The 23940-nt window shown below is 75.3% G+C and carries 22 protein-coding genes, 2 tRNA genes and 1 other RNA gene; 7 read left to right on the top strand and 18 right to left on the bottom strand.

What is annotated here, in order from left to right:
* Window position 1: 1 nt before the first annotated feature.
* The 8 genes from KUM42_RS12505 to KUM42_RS12470 form a co-directional block, all read right to left on the bottom strand.
* Window positions 2–1102, bottom strand: a complete 1101-nt coding sequence (locus tag KUM42_RS12505; RefSeq protein WP_237492725.1) for an ABC transporter permease — start codon at window positions 1100–1102, stop codon at window positions 2–4.
* Between the two features lie 129 nt (window positions 1103–1231).
* Window positions 1232–2878 (bottom strand): ABC transporter substrate-binding protein, encoded by a 1647-nt coding sequence (locus KUM42_RS12500; protein WP_237492724.1) that lies wholly within the window; start codon window positions 2876–2878, stop codon window positions 1232–1234.
* Between the two features lie 243 nt (window positions 2879–3121).
* On the bottom strand, window positions 3122–3721 hold the full coding sequence (recR, locus tag KUM42_RS12495; protein ID WP_237492723.1) for a recombination mediator RecR: 600 nt from the start codon (window positions 3719–3721) through the stop codon (window positions 3122–3124).
* A 55-nt stretch (window positions 3722–3776) separates the two neighbouring features.
* Window positions 3777–4115, bottom strand: coding sequence for a YbaB/EbfC family nucleoid-associated protein (locus tag KUM42_RS12490; RefSeq protein ID WP_237492722.1), 339 nt, complete (start codon window positions 4113–4115; stop codon window positions 3777–3779).
* Between the two features lie 203 nt (window positions 4116–4318).
* Window positions 4319–6652: a DNA polymerase III subunit gamma and tau gene (locus tag KUM42_RS12485; RefSeq protein ID WP_237492721.1), complete on the bottom strand. Its 2334-nt coding sequence runs from the start codon at window positions 6650–6652 to the stop codon at window positions 4319–4321.
* A 91-nt stretch (window positions 6653–6743) separates the two neighbouring features.
* On the bottom strand, window positions 6744–7469 hold the full coding sequence (locus tag KUM42_RS12480) for a YceI family protein (protein WP_237492719.1): 726 nt from the start codon (window positions 7467–7469) through the stop codon (window positions 6744–6746).
* A 67-nt stretch (window positions 7470–7536) separates the two neighbouring features.
* Window positions 7537–7632: signal recognition particle sRNA small type (gene ffs / locus KUM42_RS12475), an RNA gene on the bottom strand.
* A gap of 67 nt (window positions 7633–7699) precedes the next feature.
* Window positions 7700–7784 (bottom strand) — tRNA-Ser (locus tag KUM42_RS12470).
* A gap of 133 nt (window positions 7785–7917) precedes the next feature.
* Here KUM42_RS12470 and KUM42_RS12465 point away from each other — a divergent pair.
* From KUM42_RS12465 to KUM42_RS12455, 3 genes are read left to right on the top strand one after another with little or no spacing between them, the layout of a single operon-like run.
* Window positions 7918–8265, top strand: coding sequence for a hypothetical protein (locus tag KUM42_RS12465; RefSeq protein WP_237492717.1), 348 nt, complete (start codon window positions 7918–7920; stop codon window positions 8263–8265).
* Between the two features lie 34 nt (window positions 8266–8299).
* A complete protein-coding gene (locus KUM42_RS12460) occupies window positions 8300–10045 on the top strand; it encodes a serine/threonine-protein kinase (RefSeq protein WP_237492715.1) in 1746 nt (581 codons plus the stop codon).
* 19 nt (window positions 10046–10064) lie between these two features.
* Complete coding sequence (locus tag KUM42_RS12455; RefSeq protein WP_237492713.1) at window positions 10065–10607, top strand: hypothetical protein; 543 nt, start codon at window positions 10065–10067, stop codon at window positions 10605–10607.
* Window positions 10608–10669: 62 nt separating this feature from the next.
* On the opposite strand, the gene KUM42_RS12450 is transcribed toward KUM42_RS12455, so the two are convergent.
* The 3 genes from KUM42_RS12450 to KUM42_RS12440 all read right to left on the bottom strand — a co-directional run bounded on the left by KUM42_RS12450 (window position 10670) and on the right by KUM42_RS12440 (window position 11805).
* Window positions 10670–10755, bottom strand: a tRNA-Ser gene (locus tag KUM42_RS12450).
* A gap of 10 nt (window positions 10756–10765) precedes the next feature.
* Window positions 10766–11224, bottom strand: coding sequence for a nucleoside deaminase (locus tag KUM42_RS12445; protein ID WP_237492711.1), 459 nt, complete (start codon window positions 11222–11224; stop codon window positions 10766–10768).
* Between the two features lie 56 nt (window positions 11225–11280).
* A complete protein-coding gene (locus KUM42_RS12440) occupies window positions 11281–11805 on the bottom strand; it encodes a tRNA adenosine deaminase-associated protein (RefSeq protein ID WP_237492709.1) in 525 nt (174 codons plus the stop codon).
* Window positions 11806–11817: 12 nt separating this feature from the next.
* Here KUM42_RS12440 and KUM42_RS12435 point away from each other — a divergent pair, with 12 nt between their 5' ends.
* The 4 genes from KUM42_RS12435 (at window position 11818) to KUM42_RS12420 (ending at window position 16004) form a co-directional block, all read left to right on the top strand.
* Window positions 11818–12765, top strand: coding sequence for a prephenate dehydrogenase/arogenate dehydrogenase family protein (locus KUM42_RS12435; protein ID WP_237492707.1), 948 nt, complete (start codon window positions 11818–11820; stop codon window positions 12763–12765).
* Window positions 12766–12807: 42 nt separating this feature from the next.
* The gene (locus tag KUM42_RS12430; RefSeq protein WP_237492705.1) at window positions 12808–13047 is read left to right on the top strand and encodes a DUF2630 family protein; all 240 of its coding nucleotides are present in this window, start codon (window positions 12808–12810) and stop codon (window positions 13045–13047) included.
* A 166-nt stretch (window positions 13048–13213) separates the two neighbouring features.
* Window positions 13214–14203 carry a UDP-glucuronic acid decarboxylase family protein gene (locus KUM42_RS12425; protein WP_237492703.1) on the top strand — a complete coding sequence of 330 codons (990 nt, stop codon included), beginning with the start codon at window positions 13214–13216 and terminating at the stop codon, window positions 14201–14203.
* A 130-nt stretch (window positions 14204–14333) separates the two neighbouring features.
* On the top strand, window positions 14334–16004 hold the full coding sequence (locus tag KUM42_RS12420) for a substrate-binding domain-containing protein (RefSeq protein ID WP_237492701.1): 1671 nt from the start codon (window positions 14334–14336) through the stop codon (window positions 16002–16004).
* 40 nt (window positions 16005–16044) lie between these two features.
* Here the strand turns inward: KUM42_RS12420 and KUM42_RS12415 are convergent, their stop codons facing one another.
* The 7 genes from KUM42_RS12415 to KUM42_RS12380 form a co-directional block, all read right to left on the bottom strand.
* Window positions 16045–16905, bottom strand: a complete 861-nt coding sequence (locus tag KUM42_RS12415; protein ID WP_237492699.1) for a glycosyltransferase family 9 protein — start codon at window positions 16903–16905, stop codon at window positions 16045–16047.
* Between the two features lie 98 nt (window positions 16906–17003).
* Entirely contained in the window at window positions 17004–18350 is a 1347-nt protein-coding gene (gene rfaE2 / locus KUM42_RS20135; RefSeq protein WP_255557500.1) for a D-glycero-beta-D-manno-heptose 1-phosphate adenylyltransferase, read from the bottom strand.
* Window positions 18347–19009 carry an SIS domain-containing protein gene (locus KUM42_RS12400; protein ID WP_237492698.1) on the bottom strand — a complete coding sequence of 221 codons (663 nt, stop codon included), beginning with the start codon at window positions 19007–19009 and terminating at the stop codon, window positions 18347–18349. Before KUM42_RS12400 ends, rfaE2 begins: the two co-directional genes overlap by 4 nt.
* Window positions 19006–20244 (bottom strand): glycosyltransferase, encoded by a 1239-nt coding sequence (locus tag KUM42_RS12395; RefSeq protein ID WP_237492696.1) that lies wholly within the window; start codon window positions 20242–20244, stop codon window positions 19006–19008. Before KUM42_RS12395 ends, KUM42_RS12400 begins: the two co-directional genes overlap by 4 nt.
* Window positions 20241–21206, bottom strand: a complete 966-nt coding sequence (locus tag KUM42_RS12390) for a glycosyltransferase (protein WP_237492695.1) — start codon at window positions 21204–21206, stop codon at window positions 20241–20243. The genes KUM42_RS12395 and KUM42_RS12390 overlap by 4 nt, the downstream gene beginning before the upstream one ends.
* Window positions 21203–22204 carry a glycosyltransferase family 9 protein gene (locus tag KUM42_RS12385; RefSeq protein WP_237492693.1) on the bottom strand — a complete coding sequence of 334 codons (1002 nt, stop codon included), beginning with the start codon at window positions 22202–22204 and terminating at the stop codon, window positions 21203–21205. The genes KUM42_RS12390 and KUM42_RS12385 overlap by 4 nt, the downstream gene beginning before the upstream one ends.
* The gene (locus KUM42_RS12380; protein ID WP_237492690.1) at window positions 22201–23700 is read right to left on the bottom strand and encodes an HAD-IIIA family hydrolase; all 1500 of its coding nucleotides are present in this window, start codon (window positions 23698–23700) and stop codon (window positions 22201–22203) included. The genes KUM42_RS12385 and KUM42_RS12380 overlap by 4 nt, the downstream gene beginning before the upstream one ends.
* Window positions 23701–23940: the final 240 nt, after the last annotated feature.

The following is a 23940-nucleotide window of genomic DNA, read 5'->3' as shown; positions in this document are numbered from 1 at the left end:
CTCAGTACCTCACCCGGGGGTCGATGAGCGCGGCGATGACGTCGACGATGAAGTTCGTGACGGCGACGATGACGGCGAGCAGGGCGACGATCCCCTGCACCGCGACGAAGTCGCGCGCCTGCAGGTACTCGGCCAGCTGGAAGCCCAGGCCCTTCCACTCGAAGGTCGTCTCGGTGAGGACGGCGCCGACCAGCAGGAGCGCGATCTGCAGGCCGATGACGGTGATGATCGGGATGAGCGCGGGCCGGTAGGCGTGCTTGCGCAGCAGCCGCGACTCGCTGACCCCGCGGGACCGGGCCGCCTCGACGTACCCGGTGCCCAGGGTGCCGATGACGTTGGTGCGCACCAGCCGCAGGAAGACACCCGCGGTGAGCAGGCCCAGCGCGACGGCGGGCAGGACGGCGTGCTGCAGGACGTCGGAGATGACCTTGCCGTCGCCGGTGCGGAGCGCGTCGATGATCGCGATGTTCGTGGGGTTGTCCAGCCGCTGCATCTTGATCTCCGAGCCGGTGGAGGAACGGCCGGCGACCGGCAGCCAGTCGAGCCAGACGGAGAAGACCAGCTTCAGCAGCAGACCGGCGAAGAAGACCGGGGTGGCGTAGCAGAGGATCGCGAAGACCCGCAGCACCGCGTCGGGGGCGCGGTCACGGAAGTAGGCGGCGACCATGCCCAGCGGGATGCCGACGATGAAGGCGACGATCAACGCGTAGACGCTGAGCTCGAGGGTGGCGGCGCCGAAGGTCTTGAGGACGTCGATGACCGGGGTCCGGTCGCTGATCGTGGTGCCGAAGTCCCCGTGCGCGATGCCGGTGAGGTAGTCCCAGTACTGGCTCAGCAGCGGGCGGTCGTAGCCGGCCTCGCGGATGCGCTCGGCGAGCTGGTCGGCCGGCAGCCGGCCGCCGAGGGCGGCGGTGATCGGGTCGCCGGTGGACCGCATCAGGAAGAAGACGGTCGTCACGAGGATGAAGATCGTCGGGAAGATCAGCAGGAAGCGGACCAGCAGGTAGCTGCCGAGGCCGCCACCTCCGCCGCGCTTCCGGCGGGCCGCAGGGGCCGCGGGGTCACCGGCCTCGGTGGCCGGTTCCGTCGTGGTGGTGGTCATCTCTCCCAGTCCATCAGTACCGCCCCTGCCCGAGGTGGGCGGGGCCGGACGTGCGGAGCCCCGGGCGGCCCGCTGTCGCGGGTCGCCCGGGGCCGTGTGCTGTGTGTCTGTTCGATCAGCGGGAGCTGATCAGCCCTTGGTGAGGGCGCCGTACCGGAACTTGAACGAGGCGTCGAGGGTGTCCTCGACACCGGAGACGTCGGTGCCGGTGACGGCGACCTGGGCCCCCTGCAGGTAGGGCACCGTCGACAGGTCGTCGGCCACGAGGTCCTGGATCTGCTCGATCAGGGCCTGGCGGGCGGCGGGGTCGGGGGTGCTGGCCTGCTTCAGGATCAGGTCGTTGACCTGCTGGTTGCTGTAGTGGTTGCTGAGGAAGTTCTCCGTGAGGAAGAACGGCGTCAGGTAGTTGTCGGCGTCGGAGTAGTCCGGGAACCAGCCGAGCTGGTAGGCCGGATACACGTCGGTGGTCCGGTCCTTGGAGTACTGCACCCACTCGGTGGTCTGCAGGTTCACCGTGAACAGGCCGGTGGCCTCCAGCTGGTCCTTGATCAGCGCGTACTCGTCACCCGAGGACGGGCCGTAGTGGTCGTTCGAGTACTGCAGGTTCAGCGTGACCGGCGTCTGCACGCCGGCCGCCTGCAGCCGCTGGGCCGCCTTGTCCGCGTCGGGGGCGCCGGCGCCGTCGCCGTACTTGTCCTTCAGCGGCGTGGTCGCGCCGGTCAGGCCGTCGGGGACGAAGGAGTACAGGGGCGTGTAGGTGCCCTTGTAGACCTGGTCGGCGATCTCCTTGCGGTTGATCAGGTCGGCCACCGACTGGCGCACCGCGAGGGCCTTGGCCGGGTCGGCCTCGGGGGTCTTCGCACCGAAGGGCTGGGTGTCGAAGTTGAACGTGATGTAGCGGATCTCGCCGCCGGGGCCGTCGACGACCTTGACGTCGCTGTTGCCGCGGAGGTCCTCGATGTCGGTCGCCGTCAGGCTGCGGAAGGCGACGTCGATGTTGCCCTCCTGCACGTCGAGCTTGAGGTTCGAGGAGTCGCTGTAGTACTTGACGTTGACCTCGGAGGTCTTCGGCGCGCCCAGCAGGCCCTTGTAGTCGGGGTTGGCCTCGTAGGAGAGCAGGTCGTTGAGCTTGTACCCGGTGAGCGAGTACGGGCCGGCGAAGGCCTTGCCGTCGACGATCGTCTGGTCCGGGGTCAGCGCGTCGGCCGAGAAGACCTCCTCGTCGACGATCGGACCGGCGGGGCTCGACAGGATCTGCGGGAAGACCTGGTCGTCGGGGCTCTTCAGCGTGAACACGACGGTGCTGTCGTCGGGGGCCGCGACGCTGTCGAGGTTGTAGAGCAGCGACGCCGGGCCGTTCTCGTCGTTGATCGCGACCATGCGGTCGAACGTGAACTTGACGTCCGAGGAGGTCAGCTGGTGGCCGTTGGCGAACGTCAGGCCGCTCTTCAGCTTCACCGTGTACTCGGTGGGCGCGGTGAACTCCGCGGACTCCGCGATGTCGGGCTCGACGTCGGGGCTGCCCAGCGGGGTGTTCATCAGGAACGGGTAGATCTGGTTCATGACGGCGAACGAGCCGTTGTCGTACGAGCCGGCCGGGTCGATCGTGGTGACCTTGTCGCTGGTGCCGAGCGTCAGGGCCTCGCCACCGCCGCCGCCGGACGAGCCACTGTCGCCGCTGTCATCGCTGTTGCTGCCGCCGCACGCCGACAGCACGAGCGCCGCCGCCGTGATGCCCGCCGTCATGGCCAGCGTGCGCCGGCCAGTCCTGGACACGGAGTTCAATCCGCCACCTCGTTCTACATGGGGAGGCGGCCCGCGAGGCGCACGCAGGCGCGCCGCCGGGGCCGCCTGTGGCCGTTGGTGGGCCATGAGTAACACAGGTTCTGCGGCGTGACGGAACGGTCGCGGAGGCTGTGATCGTCTTGTGACCACGACCCGTTCGCCGGTGTGACGTGGGCCGCTCGCCGGGCGTTCACCTGCCCCGCGGGTGGCCTCGACCACCTGCGGGGACGCCGCTCAGGCGTCGATGCGGCGGCGGCCCTCGAAGGCCCGGCCGAGGGTGACCTCGTCGGCGTACTCGAGGTCGCCGCCGACCGGCAGGCCGCTGGCCAGGCGGGAGACCGCCAGCCCCAGCGGGCCGACCAGCCGGGCCAGGTAGGCGGCGGTGGCCTCGCCCTCGAGGTTCGGGTCGGTGGCGATGATCAGCTCGGTGACCTGGCCGTCCATGAGCCGGGTCATCAGCTCCTTGACCTTGAGGTCGTCGGGGCCGATGCCCTCGATCGGGCTGATCGCGCCACCGAGCACGTGGTAGCGGCCCTTGAACTCGCGGGTGCGCTCGATGGCCACGACGTCCTTGGGCTCCTCGACGACGCAGATGACGTCGAGGGTGCGGCGGGGGTCGCGGCAGATGCGGCACTGCTCGCCCTCGGCGACGTTGAAGCAGGTCACGCAGAAGCGGACCTCGGCCTGCACCCGCTGCAGCGCCGCGACCAGCCGGACGACGTCGGCGGACTCGGCGGCGAGCAGGTGGAAGGCGATGCGCTGCGCGCTCTTGGGACCGACCCCGGGCAGCCGCCCGAGCTCGTCGATCAGGTCCTGGACAGCGCCCTCGTACACGGTTCTCCTCGTCTGGTGGGGTGCGGGCAGCGGCGCTGCCGCGCACCCCGGTGGGTCAGAAGCCGGGCAGACCCAGCCCGCCGCCACCCAGGCCGCCGGCGAGCGGGCCCATGGTGCTGGCGGCGAGCTCGTTGACGGCGCGCTGGGCGTCACGGACGGCGGCGATGACGAGGTCCTGCAGCGTCTCGACGTCGTCGGGGTCGACGGCGGCCGGGGCGATCGTCAACGCGGTGATGTCGCCGTCGCCGGTCATGGTGACCGTGACCAGCTCACCGCCGGCCGAACCGGTCACCTCGGTGGCGGCCAGCTCCTCCTGCGCGGCGGCGAGCGCCTGCTGCATCTGCTGCGCCTGCGCGAGCAGGGCCGACATGTCGGGCTGTCCTCCGGGTCCCATGCTCCGAGAGTAGGTGGTCCCTCCGACAGGAGCGGCCCACACCGCTGCCGGCCCTCCCGCCGGGTCCCGCCGCGCCCGGATCGAGGTCAGGCCCCTCGCAGGGCCCCGCCGCGCGCGGAGCGGGTGATGGGGGGCGAGGCCAGGCCCCCTCGCCGGGCCCCGGCGCGCGCGGAGCGGGTGGTGGGGGGCGAGGGGGTCCTTCGTCAGTCCTCGATCGGGCGGGCGCCGAGCTGGGTGCGGAGCAGGAGCAGGGCGGCGGCGTGCGGGTCCTGCTCCGGGGTGTCGGCGCTCCCGGGCTCGGAGTCGGCCGCCCGCTCGGCCATCAGCTCGTCGGCCTCAGCGCTCTCGGCCGCCTGGACGGCCGCACGGGCCGCCTCGGGGGTCGCCGGCGGGCCGGCCGTGGCCTGCCCGGGCACGTCGACGACGGTCGCCACCTTCCAGCGGACGCCGAGCAGCTCCTCGACCGACTGCCGCAGGACCTCGCGGTTGAGGTCCTCCCCCATCATCTTGGCCAGCGCCGGCGAGGTGAAGGACAGCGTGAGCGTGCCGTTGGCGAGGTCGTGGACCTGGGCGCTCTTCATCAGGCCCTCGGTCGTGCGCTTGTGCCGCTTGACCACCGCCTGCAGCTCCGGCCAGATCCGCCGCACGTCGGCGGTGGTGAGCGCGGTGTCACCACCAGCCGGCTCGGGCGGGGTCGCCGACACCAGCGGGGTGGGCTCCCCGCCTCGCGGTGACGGCGCGGACTCTGCGGCGGCCCGGGGCGCCGGGGCAGGATCGGCGGCCGGGCGGGCGGGCTCGCGGGGCGCCGGGGCCACCGGGGCGGGCGTGGGCCGGGGCGCCGCGGCGCGGGTGGGCTGCGGCCAGTCCTCGTCGTCGGTGGGCTCAGGCGGCAGCGGGACGTCGGGCTCGTCGTCCGTCGCCGCCGGTCGAGTGCGGGCGTCGGCAGCCGGCGGCCCGCTCTGCGGGGCGGCAGGCGCAGGTGCGGCGGGCGACGAGGCGGCGGGCGGGGAGGCGGCAGGCGGGGAGGCGGCGGCCGGTGCCGCGGGGGCGGAGGTCGCCATCGCGCCGGGACGCGCGGTGACCGGCCAGCCGTCGTCCCCCTCCGGGGCCGGCGCGGCCGGTGCCCGGGTGGATGCAGCCGGGGCGGCCTCGGCCGTCCGCGCCTGGGAGGGCCGGACGTAGGCGGGCCGGGCCGGCGCCGAGGCTGCCGGTGCCGCGGGAGCAGGGGCGGCCGGGGCCGCGGGCGCGGGAGCTGCGGGGGCCGCCTCGGCGACGCGGGCGGCGGCCGGAGCCGGCCGGGGGGCCTCCCGCACCGGCTCGCGCACCGGCGCCGGGGCCTGCGCGGCGGCCTCAGGACGGCCCGCGTGCTCGCCGGCGATCGACATCCGCCGCTCCAGCCGCTCGAGGCGCTGGAGGGTCGCCACGGCCGAGCCGTCGGTGGCCGGCAGCAGCATCCGGGCGCAGACGAGCTCGAGCAGCAACCGGGGCGCCGTCGTCCCGCGCATCTCGGTCAGGCCTTCGTGCACGGTGTCGGCGAGCCGGGACAGCGTGGCCGCGCCCAGCGCCTGCGCCTGGCGGGTCATCAGGTCCAGGCGGTCGGGCGGGCAGTCGAGCAGCCCGTTGCCGCTGGCCTCGGGCACGGCCTCCAGCACGATCAGGTCGCGCAGCCGGTCGAGCAGGTCGGTGGCGAAGCGGCGCGGGTCGTGCCCGGCCTCGACGACCCGGTCGACGGCCTGGAAGACCCCGGGGGCGTCGGAGGCGGCGAGCGCGTCGACGGCCTCGTCGAGCAGCGCCTCGTCGGTGACGCCGAGCAGCCCGACCGCCGAGCGGTAGGTGACGCCCTCGGGCCCGGCGCCTGCCAGCAGCTGGTCGAGGATCGACAGGGAGTCGCGCACCGAGCCGCCGCCGGCGCGCACCACCAGCGGGAACACCGTCGGCTCGACGGTGACGCCCTCGGCCTCGCAGGTGCGCTCCAGCAGCCCGCGCAGGGTGCTCGGGGGCACCAGCCGGAACGGGTAGTGGTGGGTGCGCGAGCGGATGGTCGGGAGGACCTTCTCCGGCTCGGTGGTGGCGAAGACGAAGACCAGGAACTCCGGCGGCTCCTCGACGACCTTCAGCAGGGCGTTGAAGCCCTGCGAGCTCACCATGTGCGCCTCGTCGACGATGTAGATCTTGTAGCGGCTGTGCACGGGGGCGAAGAACGCCTTCTCGCGCAGGTCGCGGGCGTCGTCGACACCACCGTGGCTGGCAGCGTCGATCTCCATGACGTCGATGGAGCCGGGGCCGTCGGGAGCCAGCGCGATGCACGAGCCGCACACGCCGCACGGGGTGGACGTCGGGCCCTGCTCGCAGTTGAGCGAGCGGGCCAGGATCCGCGCCGAGGACGTCTTGCCGCAGCCGCGGGGGCCGCTGAAGAGATAGGCGTGGTTGATGCGCCCGCTGTCGATGGCGTTCATCAGGGGCGTGGTGACGTGCTCCTGACCGACCACCTCGGCAAAGGTCGCCGGGCGGTACTTGCGGTAGAGCGCCAGAGCCACGCCTGCGAATCTACGTGGCCGCACCGACGGTTCCGGTGCGCGTCGCCGTCGGTGCCGGTGCGTCACCGCCCCGGCACCGACGGCAGCCGGCCTACTTCGCCAGGTGCAGGAAGAACTCGACCTGGCCCTGGTCGTCCACCCGGACGAACCCCAGGTTCGGCGCGTCGATGCCGTAGTCGCCGAAGGTGACCGGCACGGCGCCGGAGACGTCGACGCCCGTGGCGGTCCGGACCACGGAGATCTCGGTCTGCACCGGCTTGGTCACCCCGGCCAGCGTCAGCTCGCCGGTCACGGGCACGGTCACCGGGGTGCCGGTGAGCTCGGGCAGGTCGGCGGTCTGGGTCACCGAGAAGGTGGCCGTCGGGTGCGTGGCGACGTCCATGACGTTGTCCCGGAAGTAGCCGTCCCGCCGGGCGGTGTCGGTGGTGATGGAGGCGACGTCGACGGTCACGTCGGCGTCGGCCAGGTCGCCCCCGTTGATGACCACGCCACCCGTCACCTGGTCGGTCGTGCCGGCCACGGTGACGTCGGCGCCGTTGAGCACCTCGTCGACGCGGTAACCGGCCGACGAGTCCGCGGCGATGGTCCAGCTGCCGTCGAGCGCGGCGGGGTCGGCGGCGGGCGCACTGCTGGCCGGGGCCGAGCCACCGGCCGACCCGCTCGTGGTGGACGCCGCGGCGTCGGGCTGGACCTGCACGGTGCGCGCGGGCGGCGCGTCGTCCTCGAGGGCTGCGTAGACGAGCGGCCCGCCGATGGCGCCCGCGGCGACCACCGCCACCACTCCACCCGTGATCCACCAGACGCGACGACCGGCCATGTCCACTCCCGAGGTTGAAGGTTCATGGATCGAACCGCACGAACCTGGGAGGAGCCTGTGGGAGGACGCAAGGGACCCCTCGCACACCCGTCAGAGCCCGCTTATCCTTGCTGCCTTCCGGCCCTGGGGAGGTTCACAGGGTGACGCCGCACGAGGGGTCGTGGACCACTGTAGAGGACGCGCCGGACGAACGGTGCGCCAGGTGTGCGGCCGCCGGGGGCGGCCAGTTGCGGAGGATGGGAGATTCGAACTCCCGAGGGCTTGCACCCAACCCGCTTTCCAAGCGAGCGCCATAGGCCACTAGGCGAATCCTCCACGTGCGACGGCAACTGTACCGGGCCGCTCCCGCGGCGCGCGCCGCTCCCCCTCGTCCGGAGCGCCCACGGACCGCCGGGGTGGTTGAGTGATCGCCTACAGCGTGTACCCGCGACAACCGGAGGGACTGGACATGAGCAGTACCGAGCAGGTGCGGCCCGAGGTGGTCGCCGCGATCGTCACGGCCCTGCAGAACACCGACCCCAGCGACCTCCCGGCCGACGCCACCCGCGCGGAGAAGGACGCCGCCCGGGACGAGTACTTCGCCGGCATGCTGGCCGAGCGGGCCCAGCGCGACCGGCAGACCCGCGCGTGGGAGCTGCTGATGACCCGCGGGCACGACGAGCCGCCGAGCTGGCAGTCGCTGTTCGACGAGCTGCCGGAGAGCTCGCTGGCCGAGCTGGCCGAGCTCTACGACGCCCTGCCCGAGGGAGCACAGACGGAGTACGTGCGCCGTTACGGCGCCCCGGTCTCCGCCTGACCCGCGGACCGGTGGGCGTGCGGGCAGGACAGGGGTGACAGCGCCGGGTTCCCGGGTGGCCGGGCGCTACGTCGTGCGCTCCCGGCTCGGTGGCGGGGCGATGGGCGCGGTCTGGCTGGCCCGCGACGAGCTGCTGGGCCGCGACGTGGCGGTCAAGCAGGTGATCGTCCCGGTCGGCAGCGACCCCGAGGCCACCGCCGGGCACCGCGAGGCGGCCATGCGCGAGGGCCGGATCGCCGCCCGCCTGACCCACCCGCACGCGGTGTCGGTCTACGACATGGTCGACGACGGCGGGACGCCGTGGCTGGTCATGGAGTACCTGCCCTCCCGGAGCCTGGCCCAGGTGCTGACCGAGCAGGGCACGCTGGCGGTGCAGCAGGTCGCCCAGATCGGTGCCCAGGTCGCCGACGCCCTCGTGGCCACGCACGCCGCGGGCGTCGTCCACCGCGACGTGAAGCCGGGCAACATCCTCATCGGCGAGGGCGGCCGGGCCGAGGGCCTGGTGAAGATCACCGACTTCGGCATCTCCCGGGCCCGTGGCGACGTCTCGCTCACCCAGACCGGCGTGGTCAAGGGGACGCCGGCCTACCTGGCCCCCGAGGTCGCCCGGGGCCAGGACCCCGACGAGGCCAGCGACGTGTACTCGCTGGGCGCGACGATCTTCGCCTGCCTGGAGGGCACCCCGCCCTTCGGCATGACCGAGAACCCGCTGGAGATGCTCTACCGGGTCGCCGGCGGCGACTTCACCCGGCCGCGGCACGCCGGCGCGCTGACCCGGCCGCTGATGCGGATGCTCAACTCCGACCCCACGAAGCGCCCGACGATGACCGAGGTGCGCGACCAGCTCGCCGGGCTCGCCGCGGGCCGGGACCGCGACGTCACCGACGTGCTCGCCGCGCGCACGCCCATCGCGACGACGCTCACCGACGTCCGGCCGGTGGGCGGCCGGGCGATGCCCGCGGTGCCGCCGAGGGCCGAGCAGTCGGTCGTCGCCCCGGTCCCGACGCCCCCGCCGCCGCTGGTCGCGACGCCCGACGAGCCCCCCACCGCCGAGCCCGTCGAGCGGGCGGCGACCGCCGTCGAGCCGGCCGCGGCTCCCCCGGCGCAGCCGCCGGCCGACCCGCCGTCCGCCGGCCGCTCCCCGGTGCCGGCCCGACCTGCCGGCCGCCGCCGGGGCGCCGTGCTGCTGGGGGCACTCGTCGTCGTCCTGCTGCTCGCCGGCATCGGGCTGTTCCTGGTCAGCCAGAACGGCGACGGCTCCGAGGCGTCCGCCCAGACGGGGCTGCCCACGCCGACGGCATCCGCCACGCCGTCGGAGACCAGCACGTCGTCCTCGCCGAGCTCGTCGGAGGCGTCGTCCTCGGAGGCGGAGGAGACGACCCAGGCACCCGAGACGTCGTCGGCGGCGCCCAGCTCGACCCCGGCGGAGACCACCTCCGCGGCGCCGAGCTCGCCCGCCGGGCCCGAACAGGGCTCGGCGGAGGAGGTCCGGCAGGCGCTGACCAGCTACTACGCGCTGCTGCCCGGCGACCCGGAGACGGCCTGGGAGCGCACGGGCCCGACGCTGCGCGCCGCGGAGCCCCGCCCGGACTACATCCGCTTCTGGGACCGCTTCAGCTCCGTCAGCCTGGGTCCCGTCTCGGCCTCCGACGGGTCGCTGACGGCCACCGCGCCGGTGACGTTCGTGGAGGACGGCAGCCGGTCGCCCGAGCAGCACCGCTTCACCCTCGTCCGCGGGGACGACGGCCGACTGCTGGTCGACTCCGACGTCCCGGTCTGACAGCCGCTACGGTGCGCTGATGATCGTCCAGAGACTCCCGATCGTCTGTTCGACGCTCGCCGCGGCGCTGCTGCTCGTCGGCTGTTCGTCGTCCGGGACGACGCCCTCGGCCGCCGGGTCGGCCCCGGCGGCCGACCCGTCCGCAGCCGCCTCCTCCTCCGCGGCCGCGTCGTCCGCCGCGGCCGCCTCGTCCGCGGCCGCAGCCGCCTCCTCCGCGGCCGACCTGGACGCCGAGCGCAAGGAGACCTTCTGCCGCGACGCGCCGGGGCTGCTGGGCGACGTCAGCACCGACCTGCAGAGCGTCGCCGGCGCGCCGGAGACGGCGCCGCAGAAGCTCGCCGAGGTGGTCGACCAGCTGTCGGCCGTCGAGCCCCCGGCGGAGGCCGCCCCTCAGTGGCAGCGCCTGGTGACCGCCACCAGCGACATGCGCGACCTGGTCGGCCGGGCGGACCTCACCAACCCCTCGGCGAACGTCGGCCTGGCGCCGGAGCTGCAGCGGCTGCAGACCGAGCTGACCGAGTCCGGCACGGCGATCGACGACTACGGCAAGGCCAACTGCTGACGACCCCGGACGCGACGACGGCGGCGCCTGATCCGGTGTGGATCGGGCGCCGCCGTCAGGTGCGGTGGCGGTGGGATTTGAACCCACGGAGGCTATGAACCTCACACGCTTTCGAGGCGTGCTCCTTCGGCCGCTCGGACACGCCACCGCCGGAGAGACTACAGGCCCCGCTTGGCAGCGAAGAAGGCACGTAGCAGCGCGCCGGACTCCCCGGCCCGCACACCGGCCACGACCTCGGGGCGGTGGTTGAGCCGGCGGTCCCGGACGACGTCCCACAGCGACCCGGCGGCACCGGCCTTGGGGTCGTCGGCGGCGTAGACGACCCGGGCCACGCGGGCCAGCACGCTCGCGCCGGCGCACATGGTGCACGGCTCCAGGGTCACCACCAGCGTCGCGCCGGTCAGCCGCCAGCCGTCACCGTGCACCCGGGCCGCCTCGCGCAGTGCCAGCACCTCGGCGTGCGCGGTGGGGTCACCGCGCCGCTCCCGCTCGTTGGCGGCCTCGGCCAGCACCGCGCCGTCGGGGCCCAGGACGACGGCGCCGATCGGCGTGTCGCCCCACCCCTGCGCGGCGGTGGCCAGCTCGAGCGCCCGCAGCATCGCCTCGTCGTCGGTCACGGGGACATCCTCCGCACCGCCGGGCCCGGCACCCGGACGGGCCCCCGCACGGACCCTCAGCCGGCGAGCGCGGCCACCAGCTCGTCGGCGAAGCCGATCCGGGCGGCGATGGCCAGCACGACCTCGTCGGCCCACAGGTCGTCGGAGTCCAGCAGCACGGAGAGCTCCTCGGCGGGCAGGCCGGCGTCGGCGAGGACGTCGAGGTCACCGCCCGGGATGCCCTGCTCGTCGTGGTCGAAGGCGTCCTCGACGGTGCTGGCGGCCTCGACGTCGATGCCGTACCGCTCGACCGCCTCGGCGGCCAGCAGCCACTCCTGCAGCGTCGCGTCGCTGATCAGCGCGCGGACCATCCCGCCGGGGCCGTGCCGCAGCACGACGAAGTAGAGCCGGCTGTCGACGACGACCACGAACGGGCCGGGCCAGCCGGGCGCCCCCGGCTCGCCGAGCGCCCGCTCCAGCGCCGGGAGCTCGCTGTCGGCGTCGGGTGCCAGCAGCTCGCACTGCCAGCGCCCGTCGATGCGGGCGACCCGGACGGCGAAGCTCTGCGGCAGCGTGGTGCCGGGGTCCGGCGGGGTGGTCATAGCCTGTAGATCATGGCCGACCCGTCCCCTGGCGACAGCAGGCCACCGGCCTTCCCCGTGCCGACGATGCCGGTCCCGCCGGTGTCGGTGGTCGGGCTCGGGCAGCTGGGCGGGTCCCTCGCCGCGGCGCTGGTCGCGGCCGGCCGGCCGGTGTCCGGCTGGGACGTGGACCCCGTGGCCCGCGCCGCCGCCGAGGACCACGGCGTGCAGGTCACCCAGGAGCTCACCGGCGTCGTCGTCCTGGCGGTCCCGCTGCCGGTGGTGTCCACCGCGCTCGAGGGGCTGCGGGTCGACCCGGGCGCCACGGTCACCGACCTCGGTTCGGTCAAGGTGCCGGTGCTGGCCGGGTTGGGCGCCGCGCTCGGTGACCGGTTCGTCGGCGGGCACCCGATGTGCGGCACGGAGCGGTCCGGCCCGGACGCCGTCGACCCGGCGCTGTTGACCGGCGCCCGCTGGGCGCTGTGCCTGGAGCCGGGCACCGACCTGCGCCGCTGGCTGCGGGTGGCGGAGATCGCGCTGGCCGTGGGCGCGGAGGTCGTGCCGGTCACCGCGGCCGAGCACGACGACGCGGTGGCCGCGATCAGCGCCGTCCCGCACCTGCTCGCCGCCGCGCTGGCCGCCGCCGCGGGGCAGGCCGGGCCGCTCGCGCTGTCGCTGGCGGCCGGGAGCTTCCGGGACGCGACCCGGGTGATGGGCAGCGACCCGGCCTTCGTCACCGCGCTGGTCGAGGGCAACGCCGCACCGACCACCGCCGCGCTGGACCGGGTGCGCGCCCAGCTGGACCGGCCGTGGCCCGAGCTGGTCGCCGAGGGCCACGCGGTGCGCACCGCCGCCACCGGCCGCCGTCCGGTCCGGGTGCCGCTGGAGCGCGCCGCACTGCTGTCGCTGGGCCGCTCCGGGGGTGCGGTGACCGGGCGGCTGGCCGCCTTCGTCGAGGGCTGGGTCCCCGAGCCTGCCTGAGCCGTAGGCATGACCTCGGCGCCGAGAGGGCAAGCTGGGCGCATGGCAGACGACGACAAGGACATCCACGCCCAGATCGAGGCGCTGGTCGAGGAGGAGCACGCCCTCCGCAACGCGACCGAGCACACCGCGGAGCAGCGCGCCCGCCTCCACCAGATCGAGGAGGAGCGCGACCAGCTCTGGGACCTGGTCCGCCAGCGCGACGCCAAGCGCCAGTACGGCGAGGACCCGGCCGAGGCGCAGGCCCGCCCCGAGCCGCAGGTCGAGAACTACCTGCAGTAGCCGGACCGGACGGCGGCCGCGCACCGGCCGCCGTCCCCCGATCGGTGGGACCTGCTGCCCCCGGAACACTTCAAGGCCGAAGTGTGTGCGAAGTTGATCTCCGGGTAGACAGGACGACGCAGGCCGCGCGGTCCGGCGCGCGGGTGCGGCAGACAGGAGCTCGTCGATGGCAGTCCAGGGTGCAGTCACTCCGCGGGAGGTCCGCCGCGCGGTGGTGACCGGCGGGGCCGGGTTCCTCGGTTCCCACCTGTGCGAGCAGCTGCTCGACCGGGGCGTCGAGGTCGTCTGCCTGGACAACTTCCTCACCGGGTCGCCGGAGAACGTGCTGCACCTGATGGAGCACCCCGGCTTCCGGCTGGTGCGCTGCGACGTCACCGACTACGTGCACGTGCCCGGACCGGTCGACCTGGTGCTGCACTTCGCCTCCCCCGCCAGCCCGCTGGACTACCTGAAGATGCCGATCGAGACCCTCAAGGTCGGCAGCCTGGGCACCCTGCACGCGCTGGGCCTGGCCAAGGAGAAGGGCGCCCGCTTCTTGCTGGCCTCCACCTCCGAGGTGTACGGCGACCCGCTGCAGCACCCGCAGCGCGAGGACTACTGGGGCAACGTCAACCCGGTCGGCCCGCGCGGCGTCTACGACGAGGCCAAGCGGTTCAGCGAGGCGCTGACCACCGCCTACCGCACCTCGCAGGGCATCGACACCGCGATCGTGCGCATCTTCAACACCTACGGCCCGCGGATGCGCGCCGACGACGGTCGCGCCATCCCCGCCTTCGTCGGTCAGGCGCTCTCCGGACGGCCGCTGACGGTGGCCGGCGACGGGTCGCAGACCCGCTCCATCTGCTACGTCGACGACACCGTGCGCGGCATCCTGGCGCTGGCGCTGTCCACCGAGACCGGCCCGATGAACGTCGGCAACCCCGACGAGCTGTCGATGCTGGAGCTGGCCCGCTGGATCGTCGAGCTCACCGGCTCGGAGTCCGAGATCGGCTTCATCGACCTGCCCGTCGACGACCCGAAGGTGCGCCGCCCCGACACCACGCTGGCCACCGAGGCCCTCGGCTGGGCGCCGACGGTCACCTCCGAGGAGGGCCTGCGCCGCACCGTGGCGTGGTTCGCCGCCCAGCGCGAGGCGGCGCTGACACAGGTCGGCTGACCACCGGGCGGTGGTCAGCGGCCCCTGACGTGGCCTGTCCGGATGGGTACAGTTGCCCACCGACGACGGCCGCTCGCCCAGGGGGCGCCGGGCACCCGTGAGGGGCCTGGGGACACGACGGAGATCCCAGATGGGGCGCCACGCCCACACCCGTGCCCGTTCCGACCGCCGCCGCCCCGCCCTGCTGGCCGGGCTGGCCGCGATCGTGGCCGCCGTGGTCGTGGCCGGGCTGGTCTGGTGGACCAGCGGTGACCGGTCCGCTCCCCCCGCCGCGGACGCCGCTGCCTGCACCGACCGGCGCACCGTGCCGGTCACCGTCGCCCCCGAGCTGGAGCAGCTGGCCGGGCAGCTGCTCGACCAGCCGCTCGACCTGGGTGGTGGCGCCTGCGCGGTCGCCGAGGTGACCGCCACCGAGCCGCTGCAGACCCTGGCCGACCTGGGCGCGCTGGGGGCGGACGCGCAGCCCGAGGTGTGGGTGCCCGACTCCTCGCTCTGGGCGGCGCGCGCCGGTGACAGCCGCCTGCAGGCCGCGGGCTCGATGGCCACCTCCCCGCTCGTGCTGGCCACCAGCCGCGCCGCCGCCGAGCAGCTCGGCTGGACCGCGACCCCGCCGAGCTGGGGCGAGGCGCTCACCACCGACCGCCCGCTGGCCGTGCCCGACCTCGCCGCCAGCGCCGAGGGCGTGTCGGTGCTGGCCGCCGTCCGGCAGTCCCTCGGTGGCGGTGACGACGCCGACAACGCCGTCGTCGAGGCCGTGCTGGCCGCCGGGCGCGGCGACGTCCCGACCGTCGCCGACGCGCTGGCCGCCGGCACCGCCGGCGGCGCGGACGCCCCGCTGGTGCCGGTCAGCGAGCAGGAGGTGCTCGCGGCCAACCAGGCGGCCGGCTCCGACGCCCTGGTGGCCGTCTACCCGCGCGAGGGCTCCCCGTCGCTGGACTACCCGGTGCTGCGGCTGCCCGTCGACGACGACCTGCAGCGCCGCGCGGTGGACGCCGTGGTGCAGGCACTGACCGCGGACACGGTCGGCGAGCAGGCGCGCGCCGCGGGCTTCCGCGACCAGCAGGGCGGCTCCCCGCTCGGGGCGGGCACCGGCACCGGCGTCCAGGAGGCCGCCCCGCAGCCGGTCGAACTGGACGCCGCTGCGGTGCAGGCGCTGCTCGGCCGGCTGTCCAGCCTGGCGACGCCGTCCCGGCTGCTCACCGTCATGGACGTCTCCACCTCGATGGAGGCCCCGGCCGGCGACGGCACCCGGGCCACGCTGGAGCGCGACGCCGGCAAGAGCGCGCTGAGCCTGCTGCCCGACTCCCACTCCGGCGGCGTCTGGGCCTTCGCCCACCGGCTCGACGGCGACCGCGACTGGGTCGAGCTCGCGCCGCTGCGCACCTTCGGCGCCGACGCCGGCGACGGGAAGACGCAGCGGCAGCTGATCGACGAGCAGTTCGACACCCTCCCGGACCGGCTCTCCCCCGGCGGCACGGGCCTCTACGACACGACCCTGGCCGCGGTGCGCGCCGCCCGGGACGCCTACGACCCGAACGCGGTGAACACCGTCGTCCTGATCACCGACGGCGAGGACGACGACGACGAGGCCGCCATCGACCTCCCGGCGCTGCTGGACACGCTGCGCTCGGAGGCCGACCCGGCGCGTCCGGTGAAGGTCGTCGGCATCGCGCTGGGCCCGGACGCCGACCTGGGGGCGCTGCAGCGGATCGGCGACGCCACCGGCGGTGCGGCCTACCCGTGCCTGGACCCCGAGGACCTGCAGGGCGTGCTCTTCGACGCCATCCGCCGCCGCAGCTGATGGAGTCCCCAGGGTGCACATCTGGCGCCCTGGGACTCCGTCAGAGCAGTGCGTCGAGGGCGGCGGTGACCTCGTCGACGGTGATGCGGGCGAGCGCGGGGTCGAGCGCGGTGCCGTGCGGGTCGCCGGTGCCGTCGCCGTGCCAGAGGACGACGTGCTGCGGGCGTGACGGCGGGCCCCACAGCGCCGGGGACACCGGGCCGAACAGCACCACCGAGGGACGCCGGTAGGCCGTGGCGAGGTGGGCGACCCCGGTGTCACCGCAGACGACGACGGCCGCGGCGGCGACCACCGCGGCCAGCCCGAGGGAGCTGGTGCGCCCGGCGAGCACCGCGTCGTCGGGGAGCCCGGCAGCGGCGGCCACCGAGCGGGCCAGCTCGACCTCGGCCGGGCCGCCGGTGACGCGCACGTCGTGGCCCTGCGCCCGCAGGTGCCGGGCGACGGCGGCGAACCGCTCGGCCGGCCAGCGCCGTCCGGGGAACGCCGCGCCGGGGTGGACGACGGCGACGCCGCGCACCGGCGGCTCGACGTCGGGGACCCGCAGGTCGAGCGCGTCGGGGGCGCAGCGGACGTCCAGGCCCTCGTCGACCAGCCGGCACCAGCGCCGCACCTCGTGCTCGTCGGCGTACCAGGTGGGGCCCGGGTAGCCGGGGCTGTCGAAGGTGAGCAGCCGCTGCGGGTGCAGGCCGGCGACGACCACGTGCGAGGCCGGGCCCTTGCCGTGCAGGTCGACGGCCAGCTCCGGCGGCGGGCCGGCCCAGTCCAGCGGCTCGAGCTCGACGGCGGGCAGCACCTCGTCGACGGCGTCGATCAGCGCGGCCAGCGGCTCCAGCGCCCGCGTCGTCGCCAGCACCAGCCGATGACCGGGGACGGCGGCCCGGATGCCCCGGATCGCCGGCACCCCGGTCAGCAGGTCCCCGAGCCCCAGCGGCCGCAGGACGACCGCGGTCGGCCGCCCGTCGGGGCCATGCTCGCGAACATGGCCTCCTGGTGCGGCCGTCACACTCGGGAGCGCTCGACCAGGGCGGTGGTCGAGTGGCCGTCCAGGTAGGGCAGGACGACGGCCTGGCCGCCCCAGGTGCGCAGCACGGCGGACTCGGGCAGGTCGGCGCCGGCGTAGTCGCCGCCCTTGGCCCACACGTCCGGCCGCAGCCGCTCCAGGACCGCCGACGGGGTGTCCTCACCGAAGACGACGACGGCGTCGACGAACTCCAGCGCCTCGAGCACCCGGGCCCGGTCCTCGGCGGCGACCAGCGGGCGCGTCGGGCCCTTGAGCCGGCGCACCGAGTCGTCGGAGTTGATGCAGACGACCAGGCAGTCGCCCAGCCCGCGCGCGGCCCGCAGCGTGGCGACGTGCCCGGCGTGCAGCAGGTCGAAGCAGCCACCGGTGGCCACGACCGTTCCACCGGCGGCGCGCACCCGGGCGAGCAGCGCGTCGACGTCGGGGGCGGTGGGCTCGGCGGCGGCCGGTGCGGCGTCCCACGCGGTGGCCCCGCCGCGACCGACGAAGGCGCCGGCGGCCGCGACGGCGGCGGTGACGGCCTCGCCGGTCACGGCACCACCGGCGAGCGCGACGGTGACCGCGGCGGCGAAGGAGTCACCGGCACCGCACGGGTCGCCGCCGGTGACCGGGGTGGCCGGCACGACCATGGGCGCGCCCTCGCCGTAGGACAGCAGCGCGCCACGGGCGCCGAGGGTGACGGCGACCGCGCCGACGCCCCAGGCCCGGATCAGCGCCTCGGCGCGCGCGCCGACCGCGGCCAGACCGTCGCCGGTGACCTCGGGCGCCACCCGGGCGGCCTCGGACCCGTTGGGCGTGACCAGCCGGACCGACGGCACGGGGTCCGCGCCGCGCGGGTGCGGGTCCCAGACGACCGGGCCGCGGGCGGCGGACAGCGCGGCGCGCACGTCGGGAGCCGACGTCGTCCCGCGGCCGTAGTCGGCCACGAGCACGGCGGACGCGGTCGCGATGGCCTCGGCCGCCGCGGCGGGCAGGGCGCCGAAGGTCGTCGTCGCTCCCCCGGTGTCGAGCCGGGCGACGGAGTGGTCGCCGACCCGGATGCGCTGTTTGACCGCGGTGGGGCTGGTCGCCGGGATCTCGATGAGCTGCACCCGGCCGGCGAGCAGCGCCCGCAGCCGGTCGGCACCCTCGTCATCGCCGACCGGGGCCACGAGCGTGACCTCCTCGCCCGAGGACGCGGCCAGGACGGCGGCCAGCGCGGCACCGCCAGGGCGCTCGTGGGTCACGGCGTCGTCGATGACGGGCACCGGCGCGTCCGGGGTGAGCCGGGAGGCGGTGCCGACCAGGTCGACGTCGAGCAGGGCGTCACCGACGACGACGATCACTGCACGACCTCCACGTGGTTGGTGGTGGACACCCGCGGCGACTCGGCGAGCACCGCGGCGTCGAAGGCGGCGCACAGCAGGTGCAGCGCGACCAGGTGGCACTCCTGCACGGTGGCGGTCCACTCCGAGTCGATGCACACCGCCTCGTCGGCGATCGCGGCCAGCGGGTTCGGCGCCGGCCCGGTCATCGCCAGCACGGTGATGCCGCAGTCGCGGGCGCGGCGGGCGGCGGCGACGGCGTTGGGACTGCGGCCCGACGTCGACAGCAGCACCAGCACGTCGCCGGGGCGGCCGTGCGCCTCGACCTGGCGGGCGAACAGCTCGTCGGCCGGGTAGTCGTTGGCGATCGCGGTCAGCGAGGAGGTCTCCGCGGTCAGGCAGATCGCGGAGAACGGCGGGCGGTCGGCGCGGTAGCGGCCCACCAGCTCGGCGGTGAGGTGCTGGGCCTGCGCGGCACTGCCGCCGTTGCCGGCGGCGAGCAGCCGGCCACGGGACTCGCCGGTGAGCACGTCGGCGAGCTGCCGGCCCCAGCGGTCCAGGACGTCGACCTGCGCGCTGAGACTGCCCAGTGCCGCGCTCAGCGAGGCGACGTGGTCGTGCCCGGTCAGGTGCGTGCAGGCGTCGGGCGAGACCACCTCACGGTCGGTGGACTGCGTCATCGAGCGACCTCCATGGTGGATCGGGCGGCCAGGACCTGGCGGTAGACGGCGTCGGTGTCGGCCACGACGCGGGACCAGCGGTAACGGGTGCGGGCGCGCTTGACGCCGGCGGCGCCGTAGCCGGCCCGGCGCTCGTCGTCCGCGAGCAGGGATGCCAGCGCGGCGCCGAGGGCGGCTGGGTCGCGCGGGGGCACGAGGTCGCCGGTGACGCCGTCGGCGACGGAGTCGGCCAGCCCGCCGACGGCGGTGGCCACGACCGGGCGGCCGCAGGCCATCGCCTCCAGCGGGGTGATGCCGAAGGGCTCGTACCAGGGCACGGCGAGGACGACGTCGGCCGAGCGGATCCAGCCCGGGACGTCGGCCCGCGAGACGGCACCGGTGAACACCAGCCGGTCGGCCACCCCGAGCTCGGCGGCGATCGCACGCAGCCGCTGGACCTCGGGGTCGGCGTCCAGCAGGTGGGTCTGCGGCCCGCCGACGACGACCAGCTCGGCGCCGGGGACGGCGGGCAGGGCACGGACGGCGTCCTCCTGGCCCTTGCGCTCGACGAGCCGGCCCAGCACGAGCAGCCGCGGGCGCCCGGAGCGCTCGGCGACCGGGCCGCGCGGGGTGAACTCGGCAGTGTCGACGCCGCACGGCACGATCGAGACGCGGTCGCCGGTCAGGCCCATCCGGGACAGCTCGAGGACCTCGTCGGTGCAGGTGGCGATGACGTGCTCGACGTCGGCGCACAGGCCGCGCTCGAGGTCCAGGCGCTGCTCGGGCGAGGTGTCGGCGTCGCCCTGGTGCCGGCGCTTGACCGAGCCGAGCGCGTGGAAGGTCTGCAGCACCGGGATGCCGAGACCCGCGGCGGCCTGCACCGAGGCCAGGCCGCTCATCCAGAAGTGGGCGTGCACCAGGTCCGGCGGCTGCAGCACCCAGGCGGCGCGCAGCACGTCGGCGAAGGTGCCCATGTGCTGCAGCAGGTCGTCCTTGGGCAACACGGTGGCCGGGCCCGCGGTCACGTGCACGACGTCGTAGCCGTCGGCGGTGCGCACCCGCTCGGGGAGCGCGGCGTCGTCCCGGCGGGTGTGGACGGTGACCTCGTGACCGCGGGTGGCCAGGCCGGCGGCCAGCGCGGCGACGTGCACGTTCTGCCCGCCGGCGTCGACCCCGCCGATGGCGGCCAGCGGGCTGGCGTGCTCGCTGACCAGCGAGATCCGCAGCCGGTAGGCGTCCAGGACGTCGGCGGTCACCGGGTCACCTCCGCCAGCAGCGCGTCCCAGTCGGCGAGGAAGCGGTCCAGGCCGTAGCGCCCGAGCGCGGCGGCGCGGGCGGCCTTGCCGGCCAGCCGGGCGGCGTCCGGCTCGTCGACGAAGTGCTTGAGCGCCCGGGCCAGGACCGCGGGGTTCGTCGACAGCACGCCGGCCTCGGCAGGCACCGCCTCGACGGCCTCGGTGGTGGCCAGGCCGACGACCGGCATGCCCAGGTGCATGGCCTCCAGCAGCGACAGGCCCAGCGACGTCCAGCGCACCGGGTGGACGTAGACCCGGCGGCGGGCCAGCTCGCCGTGCATCGCGTGCTGCGGCGGGTCGTCGAACAGCCCGACCCGCTCGGGGTCCAGGCCGTAGCGCTCATGCAGGCCGGTCAGGCCCATGCCGAAGACGTCGAGCGGGGCGGCCGAGCTCAGCAGCGGCAGCAGGTCGCCGCCGGTGTACCGGCCGCGGCGGACCGGCTCGTTGACCACGACGCCGGCCCGGGCGAGCTCGCCGGTGTAGCGCTCGCCGGGGTCGACGATGCCGTGCTCGATCACCGTGGTGGGCGCCGAGCCGTTGTCGTAGAAGAGCTGGTTGAAGTAGGTGACGTGCGCGATCGGGATCTCGGCCTGGTCGGCCAGCGGGTGCCGGGTGTTGGGCACCGAGCCGTCGGGGGCGTTGTGCTCCAGGAACACCGCCGGCAGGTCGCGGCCGGGCTCGCGCCCCAGCCACTCGCGCACGAGCTCCAGGTCGCGGGTGCGCTGCAGGACGACGACGTCGGGCTGCTCCTCGCGCAGCTGCTCCGGCGTCACCTCGCGCACCGAGGCGGGCCAGTCCCAGGTGCGGGCGCGGCCCAGGCCGTCGGGCCCGCGGCCCGGGACGATCGGCAGAAGGTACTCGTGGGCGCCCTGGACGAAGGACGTCGTCCACGAGCCGTGCACGTGCCAGAGCAGGACCTTCACGCGGCCACCAGCTTCTCGACGGCGGCGACGACGTCGGCCGCGGTGACGGAGGACAGACAGGGGTGCCCCGGCACCGGGCACTCGCGGGCCCGGGAGTCACGGCAGGGGGCGGACTGGTCGCCGAGCAGCACGGTCGGGACGCCGTAGGGCGCCCACCGCACGGCCGGCACGACCGGGGAGAACAGCGAGACGACCGGCGTGCCGACGGCGGCGGCCAGGTGCGCGGGGCCGGTGTTGCCGACCACGACCGCGGCGGCGCCGTCGAGCAGCGCCGCCATCTCCGCCAGCGTGGTGGCCCCGCCGAGGTCGGTACCGCGGGTGCCGGCGACGGTGGCGGTGAGCTCCCGCTCCCCCGGCCCACCGGTGACGACGACGCGGTACCCGGCATCGGCGAGCGCCTCGACGGCCTCGCCGCAGCGCTCGGCCGGCCACGCCCGCGCCGGCACGCTCGCGCCGGGGTGCAGGACGACGTAGCCCGGCTCCCGGTCCACGGCGGGCAGCGGACGACGGACGGCGAGCCGGCCGTCGTCGCCGTCCGGCAGCTCGAAGCCGGCCGCGCGGGCCAGGGACAGGGCGCGCTCGGGCTCGGGCTGGTCGTCGTCCACACGGTGCCGGACGTCGAGCAGGGAGCCGGGGTAGTCGACGCTGATCGCACTGATCCGGCCCACCCCCGCGGTGCGCAGCACCAGCGCGAGCGGCAGCGGCGACTGGTGGAAGCTCGTGCTGATGACCGCCTCGGTGACGCCGGCGGCTCGCACGCGGTCGGCCAGCGCCGCCAGGTCGGCGGCGTCGACCGGCTGCGGGTGACCGTCGATCCACGGGCAGTGCCAGGTGAGCACCTCGTCCACGCCGGGCAGCAGCTCGGCGGCGGCGGTGCCCTGCGGGCTGGCCAGGAACACCACGCGGTCGGCGCCGTGCGCGACCGCGCGCACCAGCGGGCCCTGCAGCAGGACGTCGCCGGCGTTGTCCAGCCGGGCGACGAGGACGGTGCGGCTCACCAGGCTCCCGCCAGCACGTCCTCGACCGCCTCGGTGAGCGTGGGCGCGCGGTGGCGGGCAGCGGTGACCTCAGCGGGAAGGGTGACCGGCGTGGGCACGAGGATGCCCCGCGCACCGGCCGCGGCCGCGGCGCCGACGTCGGCGGCGATGTCGCCGATGACCACGCAGCGGGCCGGCTCGACGCCCAGCTCGGCGCAGGCCGCCAGCACCATGCCGGGCGCGGGCTTGCGGCAGTCGCAGCCGTCCTCGGGGGCGTGCGGGCAGACCTGCACGGTGTCGAAGGGACCCAGCAGCTCGGCGACCCGGGCGTTGACGGCGTCGGCCTGCGCGCAGGTGATCAGGCCACGGCCGACGCCGGACTGGTTGGTGACCAGCCCGATCCGCACGCCGCGGGCGCGCAGCGCGTCCAGCGACTCGCGCGCGCCGTCGACCGGGGCGACGAGCGCGGGGTCGCCGTTGTAGGGGACGTCGTGCACGAGCGTGCCGTCGCGGTCGAAGAGCACCAGGTCGGGCAGCCCGCGCCAGGCCGGGACGTCGCGGTGCACGACGGCGCCGCGCAGGAAGTGCCAGGTGGCCAGCGGCGGGATGACCGCACTGGTCAGGGCCATGGTGGTGACCTCGGCGCGGTCGCGCGGGCCGGGGGCGATGCGGGCCCAGGCGAACTCCGCCGTCCCGGCCAGCCAGCCCAGCGCGGCCAGCCCGGCGGCCTTCGGCTTCCCGGCGGCGAGCAGGCCGACGGCGGCGAGCGCGGCACCGGTGACGGCGAGGTGGCGGGGGCGGCGGCCGAGGGCGGCCTCGGCGCGGTCGCGCCAGGTGGGGCCGTGGAGGCGGCGCATCAGCACGTCGTCGGCGTTGCCGGCCTGCACGCGGGCGGAGACCCAGCGGTCGACCGGGCGCACCGGGTGGGTGATCCAGCGCTGCCCGCGGGTCAGCGAGGAGCCGGTGTCCAGCACCCGCAGCGCGAGGTCGGAGTCCTCGCGGAAGGCGCGCGGGAAGCGCTCGTCGAACCCGCCGACCGCGGCCAGGGCGGAGCGGCGGTAGGCGAGGTCGGCGGTGATCCAGCTGCTGGTGGCCAGGCCCGCGGTGCCGCGCTCCCAGTCGGTGGGCCTGCGGTCCTCCGGCAGCGGCACGCGCACGCGGCCCTGGGTGCCGGCGACGTCGTCCGGCAGTGCGGCGAGGTCGGCGGCGAGCTGGTCGTACCAGTCGGGGTCGGGGACGACGTCGTCGTCGAGGAAGGCGATCCACTCGGTGCGCGCGGTGCGCCAGCCCAGGTTGCGGGCGCGGGCGGGGCCGCCGCCGCCGGTGCGCACCACCCGCACCGGGGGCAGACCCGGGCGGTCGGGGTGCAGCGGCTCGCCGGTGGGCCGGTCGTCGACGAGCACCAGTTCGGCCGGCCGCGGCCCGGTGCTGGTCGCGAGCGCGTCGAGCAGCACGTCGAGGGACGGGCGTCCGATGGTCGGCACGACCACCGTGCAGCCGCTCAGGTCACCCGTCATGCCCTCACGATCCCCTGGAGATCCACTCCGGAAACACTACGGGCTTTAAGTTTTCCCCGGGCAGGCCGAGAACTACCCCGTTCGAGGGACGCCCACGCACGGATTCCCACAACCGCCACCGTCCGCCAGTCAGGCAGGCGTAGGAACCAATACCGGCGTCCTGGGCGCTGGGACGCACGTATTGGTTCCTATGCCTCAGCCCGGAGCACCGCGGCGCCTCAACCGCAGCACCGCGGCGCC

This window comes from Modestobacter sp. L9-4, assembly GCF_019112525.1.
Classification (GTDB): domain Bacteria; phylum Actinomycetota; class Actinomycetes; order Mycobacteriales; family Geodermatophilaceae; genus Modestobacter.
Note: the sequence above shows the minus strand (reverse complement) of the source record. Positions and strands in the feature narration are given on the sequence as shown.

Coding starts and splice junctions, on each gene's coding strand:
- KUM42_RS12420 (WP_237492701.1), top strand. CDS start 14,334: ATGGGGCGCCACGCCCACACCCGTGCCCGTTCCGACCGCCGCCGCCCC.
- KUM42_RS12400 (WP_237492698.1), bottom strand. CDS start 19,009: ATGACGCAGTCCACCGACCGTGAGGTGGTCTCGCCCGACGCCTGCACG.
- KUM42_RS12435 (WP_237492707.1), top strand. CDS start 11,818: ATGGCCGACCCGTCCCCTGGCGACAGCAGGCCACCGGCCTTCCCCGTG.
- KUM42_RS12455 (WP_237492713.1), top strand. CDS start 10,065: ATGATCGTCCAGAGACTCCCGATCGTCTGTTCGACGCTCGCCGCGGCG.
- KUM42_RS12430 (WP_237492705.1), top strand. CDS start 12,808: ATGGCAGACGACGACAAGGACATCCACGCCCAGATCGAGGCGCTGGTC.
- KUM42_RS12425 (WP_237492703.1), top strand. CDS start 13,214: ATGGCAGTCCAGGGTGCAGTCACTCCGCGGGAGGTCCGCCGCGCGGTG.
- KUM42_RS12465 (WP_237492717.1), top strand. CDS start 7,918: ATGAGCAGTACCGAGCAGGTGCGGCCCGAGGTGGTCGCCGCGATCGTC.
- KUM42_RS12505 (WP_237492725.1), bottom strand. CDS start 1,102: ATGACCACCACCACGACGGAACCGGCCACCGAGGCCGGTGACCCCGCG.
- KUM42_RS12380 (WP_237492690.1), bottom strand. CDS start 23,700: ATGACGGGTGACCTGAGCGGCTGCACGGTGGTCGTGCCGACCATCGGA.
- KUM42_RS12440 (WP_237492709.1), bottom strand. CDS start 11,805: ATGACCACCCCGCCGGACCCCGGCACCACGCTGCCGCAGAGCTTCGCC.
- KUM42_RS12480 (WP_237492719.1), bottom strand. CDS start 7,469: ATGGCCGGTCGTCGCGTCTGGTGGATCACGGGTGGAGTGGTGGCGGTG.
- KUM42_RS12490 (WP_237492722.1), bottom strand. CDS start 4,115: ATGGGACCCGGAGGACAGCCCGACATGTCGGCCCTGCTCGCGCAGGCG.